This window comes from Novipirellula sp., from assembly GCF_041583735.1.
Lineage (GTDB): Bacteria > Planctomycetota > Planctomycetia > Pirellulales > Pirellulaceae > Novipirellula.
The window spans coordinates 1-7,495 of record NZ_JBFHFD010000427.1 but is presented as its reverse complement, the minus strand read 5'-3'; the positions used below and the strand labels follow the sequence as shown (position 1 = coordinate 7,495).

Genomic DNA, 7,495 nt, shown 5'->3' with positions numbered 1-7,495 from the left:
TCCCGCAGTGTCGCCACCGGGCGGCGCGAGCAGCAAGCGGCCCACCTCGTCATTACTTAACACGTGAGGCAATTTGCGTTGCCGCCGTGGATTGCGAAGCGGTTTTGCAGGGTTGCTGGTCGCGATCCCTTGCCGCATCGCAAATCGATAGAAACTGCGGAGCGACGCGAGTTTGCGAGCGATCGTGGTCCGCGCGTAACCGGCTTCTTGCAGTGCCGCTTGAAACGTACGCAGCTCTTGTGGCGAAAGTGTTTCCGGTTTTGGAACCTGGCCGCGAGTGGCTCGAAACCACTCGACCATCGCAAAAAGATCTTCTCGATACGCCTTGATCGTCAGATCGGATGCATTGCGTTCGGTCGCCAAGTACCGCAAAAATTGAGTGATCGCGCTTTGCATGAAGTGCAGTGGGGTCTTAGTAGAAGTCGTCGATTGACAAGCTGTCAAATTCTTCGCTAGCAAGCATGTCATCTTCGGTCGGAACCGCATCACGAATTTTGCGGCTCAGCATCGCTGCGTCATACCACGAAAACTCAAGATCGGGATCGGCCGCAAAGCGTGCTAATTGACGCAGTGTCTCATCGCGATTTTGATCATCGAACATGAAGATGAACTTCTCTTCGCCTTTGACCAGCGCTAAAACATTGATTTCCTGATCCATTGATGCAAGTGTCCATTTGCTAGTCACAACGCCGATGCCAAACAGCCGGGGTTACCCGACTTACCTGGCTTTCAGTATCGGCTTAGCGGCCATCGCAAGATGAGGTCCCTTGCGTCACTTCCACCTCGTGATTCGAGCATTTCTGCGATGTGGACGTGACAACAGAAACGAATGAAATCATCGCTACGTTTTAAATAACCCTGCCAACCTCCCGAACGCGCATCATCGCCCGTTTCCACGTAATCAGCGAGCCGATTTGTGAAATAAGAGTCATCTCCCCGATAGATTCGTGTATGCGTTAACACCGGATCGTGATTCACGATCGTCGCGGGACGCAGCGGCGACGGCGGGTCGGGGATCAAGTCGGTAGGCTCGGGCCAATTTGCTGGCAACGGTGATTCGGGCAATTGGTCTCGAAACAATCCCAAGCCCACCTCTTCGGCCGTCGGGGCGCCGGGATAACCCGCCCCATTCTGGCCTTGGCCCGTCGCTTGGCCCGTCGCCTGGTTCTCAACAAACGAATTGCTATCCCGAGTCGAAGGGGGGCCCAATTCCATCGCGTCGATCGGCGAGTCATCCGCAGCAGTCGGCGGACGAAGTTGATTCGCATCGAGCGGCATTTCGGCCGAAACTCGGTGCAGATTGCGTTGGGAAACCGCTGCAGGCTCGTCCCCAGAGAGGGGTGATTGCGTTTCGAGCTGGCTGCGAGCGAGTTCGAATTCGGCTTCGCGAACGATTCGCCGCGGGATCTCTTTCTCTTTGTCGGTGCCCCATGGCAAACCGTAACCCGCCGGGATTGGATGGAAACCTTCGTTGGCCGCATACCAATGAACGGTCATTGCCATTCGCGGCGGATAGTAGGCATCAAAATCGGTAACCGAGCCGACGACAATCGCCTCGACGTCCATCATTTTGGCCAGCCGCTGAAAATCGGCTCCCGTAGTCGGCTCGCCATACGTCGCCGAATATTGCAACCACTGCGCCTTGGTGACGCCGATCGGCATGACCTCGAACCCCGGAATCGCTTGCAGGGCAGCATAATAGCTTTCGGACACCAATTCGGTATCGAGCGTCGGCTCACTGCTCTGGTTAAAAAACGGTAGCACCGCGACCCGTTTCATTTGCGGAAACGGGTTGTGCAGCGATTCACGCTGACGAGTGTCCGGAACCAACGAACAACCGAGCGAACTCATCGCAACGGTGGTCAGCAGCAGGAACGAGCATAGGGGAGCAAGTTTCACGACATGTCTCGGCGCATCGATGGCGCACCCTGTCACTCCGCTCCCACAGGTTTGATCGGACGCTGTCCCCCGCCGAGATGAGGGAATTGTCAAAAAAACGCGATAACATCGACGATTGCGACGAATCGCCGCAACCACACGTGTTCACCTCGCGGCGGGACACACGGCGGGTTTTACTTTTGGATGTAAACCGGAATGTAATAGGTATGGCGTGGGGCGTAGCGGCTCGATGTCATCGGAATCGCATTCCATGTCGGTCGCAATGGTTCGCGGCCCATCCACAGATTGTACTCTTGGCGAGCAATCCGCTGCTGAGACCGGTATAAAGCGCGAGCTTGGCGAAGTTCAGCCGGCGTCTTTGGCGACAAAGTCTGACTCGAGGGGGGAGTCGTCTGGGATGGCGAATCCAACGAATCAAACAGCGACACCTGTTCACTAAACGTCATCTCCTCAGGCTCTTGGGCCGAGGACGACGGAGCACTAACGCTGAGGATAACGACCATAACCAGCGAGAGCGGAAGGATGTGGCAAATACGCATAAATCACTTCACAATTTACGAGGGTTCAACGGGTGGGATGAACCCGTCCAGGGCTCCTTTGAGAAATCGGATTTCACGGCGGAACGAATTCAGCCTCACCGTTAAAACTGTCCCGAGTCACTGATTTTTGAGGGGGAATTGAAGGATTATTGGGGTCATCCCCTTCAAATTTGAAGAAAACTGAGTCCACTATATAGCAACGGAGGTCGTTGACGGCCTTCGGGTTTAGGGAAACCAATCCTTTGCGTATCCGTTTTCCCGCAAAACACTTCCACCCCTTTCTTAGTTCGAGGATTTTTTCCGTGCCCACTCTCCGAATGATGATCCCCACCTCTTTGGTTGCTGCTTGCTTGATGGTTGTTGCTATCGGTTGCAAGCCTCCTGCCCCACCAACGGTCAACATCGACACAGACAGCGCTGAAGTAGAAGGCGGGTCGAACACCACTGCTGCGGTTGAAACTCCAAGCAACACGACCACTGCAGCAGAAACCCCAGCTGCCGCGGAAACCCCTGCGGTTGAAGAAGTCGAAGCTGAGTAAGAAACGAAGGAATCATCGCGTCCGAAGCTCTCGCTTCCAATGCGACCTGAATAATAAAACGTCTCTCCACATCGGAGAGACGTTTTTTTTTGCAGTCCGTCCGCGAAGGATTTTTAAAACTTCACGGTGAACTCCACTACGGGTTCCTAGCCTCCTGCCTGGGTGCGAGTGCTTTAGTTAGCCGCTTGGGCCAACGCGGTGAAGTGTTTTCTCGTAGCTACCTTCGCCCGAAAGTGGTGATTCGTATTGGACGGCAACCATCCACGCTCTGGCGAGCGTCGCTACGAAACGCAAATGCCGTCATTTGCCGTCTCTAAATTCTTCACAGCGTTGCGTTTTGCCGCTAAGAATCTTCTTCCACCGCGACCTGTGCGGCGACTTTCGCGAGCACAGCTTGTAACGTCGCCTCCGCCGAATCGGATGATTCGGAATCTTCCCGCTCACTCATACGCAGCTCCACAATCAACGCTGCCACCGGAACGCCACCAAGGGAATCGGTGCAAAGTTTGACCAAGTCCTTGTGGGTACAAATGACGCGCGAGATCGAATCACCAAGCGATCGAATCCACGACCGCAACGACTCGACCGTTTCGGGAGCGTAGGGATCGTGATCAGGCAGCTCGCGTGACGCGACGATTGTGGCGCCACACTGTACCAACGTTTCTTTGAAGGCCTCGGGATTGCCAATCGCCGAAACCACAGCGACGCGATCACCGTCTAGCTGATCAAGCGGAATCGTCTGACTTGGATACTCTAACAGCGATGTGGGCACGTGCGAGCTTCGCACGATCGGCAACGTCGCGTTGACCTTTTGAATCTGCTGCTCAATCGATCGCAGCCGATCTGCATCGACGGCATCACAGCGACTGAGGATGACAAGGTCGGCACGCGAAAGACTCGAGATAGGTTCTCGCAATAATCCTCGCGGCAATAGATATCCAAATCCAAACGGCTCCGTCGCATCAATCACCACCAAGTCCAGATCGCGATGCAAGCGGCGGTGCTGGAATCCGTCGTCCATCAAAATCAGCTGGACGTCTAATTCGTCGACCGCGATCGTTGCGGCGGCAACCCGATCGGGGTCTTGCACGTGCGGCACATCCGGAAGCCGTGCATACAGTTCGAGCGCCTCGTCGTTGGCATCGGCGTCGCCTCGACCGTATCCACGGCTGACGATCCCCACACGGATGCCTTTGCCGCGAAACCATTTTGCCAAGAAACAAACCACCGGCGTCTTTCCGGTGCCGCCGGTGGTCAAGTTGCCCACGCTGATCACCGGCACATCACATCGAACAACGCCTTGGCCGGCGTCGTAAGCTCGGTTGCGTTTCCAGATGCCGAGGGCGTACGCTTGGCTGGCAACCCAAAGTCCGCCTCGCATCACAGCCGCCACCGGATCTTTCCGCTGGCCGTTCATAATCGATCGATAGTCCATAAGTTTCCGAACCGAGGGAAGTGGCATCAGCCGCTATAGCGTGAGAGGCAAATCGTGGACGACGCTAGGCGTTGCGTCGTCCGAGTCCGACCAGATCGTCAACCGGTTCCTTGCTGTCCGAGAGAATTTCGTCGGTACTTTGCGGGTCGATCCTGCGACACGATTCGGTCAACAAATCGGCGAGATCATCAAGCGGATCTTCCCAGGTCTCGACGGTCGATTCAAGCGGAGGAACATTGGCCATTTCATCCAACAACAGAATCATTCGTAAACAATGGCGAAACAGGATCCCCTCTTCCTTTTGCAACTTCCGCGCGGTCACGTACTTATTAAAATCGCCACCAAATTCGAGCAACTCGCCGACAATCCAAACGGGACGCACGTTGACGTTCTGCACGCGTGGAAACTCTTCGCGGAACAACCGCAAAAGTTTTTCGCCGATCGTCAGCGGCCACACCCGCGGTTCGTCAAACATCACACGACCAAAGCCGCGATCACGCACCTCTTCCTCTTCGTCCTCTCCCTTGGCACCAAGTTCTTCGGCCGTCGCCAGCCCCATGGTCAACAATTGAGAATCCAACCGCGTCGTTGCCAAGGTTCCGGCGGGCATGTCGTCGTACGAGGGCATTCGCACATAGCGAGCCACCGATCCAGGCACCTCCAAGACGCTCTCCAGTGCCGCAATCCGTTCGTGCGGATCCGCGATCGCCAATTGGTCGGCTAAGTAAACGCCAAACAACGGATTGATGCTTTTCAAATGCACCAAGCGTTCCAATCGATCGGTGGGCTTCGCGAGCGTCGGTCGATAGTCGTCGACCTCGTAGCCACGACTTTCGATCAACGCCGGATCTTGGTTGTCCTCTTCTTCGTTCGCCTTTTGGGTCTCTTCATCGCTCCGCATCTGATCCAGCAAATTGCCAAACAAACCTTCGGTCGCCTTGACCGCCGGAGCGTCGTCTTTCGATTTCTTGATCAACTTTGGCGACGCCGCACGCGGTTTGGGATCCAGTTCGATATAACCAGCCGTCCACAACGTGATCAGCATCCGATTCAAATCACGCTGAGCCTCTTCGATTCCTTTCGGCGGCAACAAGCGACGTCCGACCAAATCGCGAATCGGTTGGACTTCGGCATTTTCACCCAACAGATAAGCGAGCAATCGCCACGGCAATCGTCCTCGGCTGGACAGATTCGCGGCGGCCGCTTGCTGCAACTGTTCAAATTGCAACGCCGTCCAATACGATTCGCCACTCCGCCGCTTGGGCATTTTTTTCTTGAGCTGTTTCTTGGCCTTCATCAACCCCGGATCTTTGGTGTCCTCGGGGATCGAATCGTACTTTTCTCGCCAACGATTGATTTTGACATCGTCTTCGTGAGCCAACGAAAAGACGTAGCCGCGATCGTCGAACTGAGGCCGCCCAGCTCGCCCAAAGATCTGTTGGGCCGATGAAGGATCGACGAGCTTCTTTTTGTCCTTGGGGCCTTTCAGCAAACTAGGCAACACCACACTTCGGGCGGGCAAATTAATTCCGGCGGCCAGCGTTTCGGTACAGACACAAAAACTCAACAATTTTCGCTGGAACAATTCTTCGACGATCCGGCGATAACGCGGCAGGACGCCCGCATGATGCACGCCGACGCCACGCATCAGGATCGCCTTCAGCTTTGGTCCCGCTCCTTCGCTCATGTCGGCGGCGTTCAAATAGTCGGCCAATTCGGCTTGGCGGGCCTTGTCGATCAAACTTTTTCCTTTTAACAGTTCCGCCGTGGTCCAGCACTGAGAACGACTGAAACAGAACAATAAGGAAGGGGTCCGCCGCATGACCTCGTCTCCGGCCGCGATTTTTTCGGCAAAGTCGGCCAGAATTTCGTCCTCGACCCACTCGAATTGCAGCGGTACCTTGCGTTCGCTGCCCGATACCAATTGCAACCGGCGTTGGTGAGAACGATACAACCACGAAGTAAAATCCAACGCATTGCCGACCGTCGCACTCAGCAGCATCGTTCGCACGTGTGGCGGTAACAACCCAAGTGTCAACTCCCAAACGATGCCGCGTTCGGGATCGTTGAAGTAATGAAATTCATCCATCACCACCGACGAAACATTATCAAAGTCAAACGACTCGGGATTCAGCAGCCGATTGAGCAGAATTTCAGCGACGACGACCAATACCGGGGCATCGGGGTTGGCGGTGCGATTCCCAGTTACCAATCCGACTTGGTCCGCCGAAAATCCCCAGCGGACGGCCGACTCGCGAAGTTCGACCAATTTTTGGTCCGTTAGTGCGATCAGCGGCGTCGTGTAGTACATTCGTTTGCCGGTCCGTAGCGCCTCGTACACCGCGGCCTCGGCGATCAGCGTTTTCCCCGTCCCGGTGGGGGCACACACCAGCACTCCTTGCTCGTTTGTAAAATACGCCAGCAAGGCTTCTTCTTGGACGGGATACGGTTGGAACGGAATCAGATCGAAGTATTCCGAAGCCAAAACGTCACGGTCGGGATTCTCTGTTGGTTGCGTCATAGTCTACAAGTTGTAACAGTCATCTAAGAACAATGGACCTAGGGAGACACGAATCGATGCCAAGTCCACGACAAGACGCCCTTTCAATCTGGAATGCCGGTGTCGATTCAGTTCGTGCCCACGAACGAGTCCTTTCAGAAATCCAAGTCGAAGCGGATCAGCTCTGCGTTGCGGATCATCTTTTTTCACTTGCCGAATTCGACCGCATCGTGGTCGTCGGTGCCGGCAAAGCGGCCACTGCGATGGCAACGGGGTTGGTCGCAGCGGTGGGCGATCGGTTGCCCATCGAGGGATGGATCAATGTACCCGAAGGCACCGTTCCCGCAGAGGGATCCGAAGTACTTCGCCATATTCATATCCATCCCGCTCGGCCGGCAGGTGTGAATGAACCGACCACGGACGGCGTTTACGGAACCGAACAAATCCTGCGACTTGTCGGCGCGGCGACCCCGCGTGATCTTTGCATTGCGTTGATCTCCGGCGGCGGCAGTGCGTTATTGCCCGCCCCGATCCCTGGCATCACGCTCGAAGATAAGCTTGCGGTGATCCAGCATTTGAGTGC

The 7,495-nt window shown here is 55.5% G+C and carries 8 protein-coding genes; 2 read left to right on the top strand and 6 right to left on the bottom strand.

Annotated features, from left to right (window positions below; genetic code table 11):
• From ABX962_RS24775 to ABX962_RS24760, 4 genes are all read right to left on the bottom strand, one after another.
• The coding region (locus tag ABX962_RS24775) for a site-specific integrase (RefSeq protein ID WP_372723278.1) at window positions 1-396 on the bottom strand (396 nt) is incomplete at its 3' end.
• A gap of 16 nt (window positions 397-412) precedes the next feature.
• Complete coding sequence (locus tag ABX962_RS24770; RefSeq protein WP_339940670.1) at window positions 413-658, bottom strand: hypothetical protein; 246 nt, start codon at window positions 656-658, stop codon at window positions 413-415.
• Window positions 659-729: 71 nt separating this feature from the next.
• Complete coding sequence (locus ABX962_RS24765) at window positions 730-1,851, bottom strand: hypothetical protein (protein ID WP_372723280.1); 1,122 nt, start codon at window positions 1,849-1,851, stop codon at window positions 730-732.
• A gap of 221 nt (window positions 1,852-2,072) precedes the next feature.
• Window positions 2,073-2,438 (bottom strand): hypothetical protein, encoded by a 366-nt coding sequence (locus tag ABX962_RS24760; protein ID WP_372723276.1) that lies wholly within the window; start codon window positions 2,436-2,438, stop codon window positions 2,073-2,075.
• A gap of 317 nt (window positions 2,439-2,755) precedes the next feature.
• On the opposite strand from ABX962_RS24760, the gene ABX962_RS24755 reads away from it, so the two are divergent.
• Window positions 2,756-2,977, top strand: coding sequence for a hypothetical protein (locus tag ABX962_RS24755; protein ID WP_372723274.1), 222 nt, complete (start codon window positions 2,756-2,758; stop codon window positions 2,975-2,977).
• Between the two features lie 343 nt (window positions 2,978-3,320).
• On the opposite strand, the gene lpxK is transcribed toward ABX962_RS24755, so the two are convergent.
• Together lpxK and ABX962_RS24745 are read right to left on the bottom strand one after the other, a co-directional pair.
• Complete coding sequence (lpxK, locus tag ABX962_RS24750) at window positions 3,321-4,412, bottom strand: tetraacyldisaccharide 4'-kinase (protein ID WP_372723272.1); 1,092 nt, start codon at window positions 4,410-4,412, stop codon at window positions 3,321-3,323.
• Window positions 4,413-4,476: 64 nt separating this feature from the next.
• Window positions 4,477-6,933 (bottom strand): DEAD/DEAH box helicase, encoded by a 2,457-nt coding sequence (locus ABX962_RS24745; protein WP_372723270.1) that lies wholly within the window; start codon window positions 6,931-6,933, stop codon window positions 4,477-4,479.
• 56 nt (window positions 6,934-6,989) lie between these two features.
• On the opposite strand from ABX962_RS24745, the gene ABX962_RS24740 reads away from it, so the two are divergent.
• Window positions 6,990-7,495 (top strand): DUF4147 domain-containing protein (locus tag ABX962_RS24740; RefSeq protein WP_372723268.1); only part of this gene is annotated, 506 nt, incomplete at its 3' end.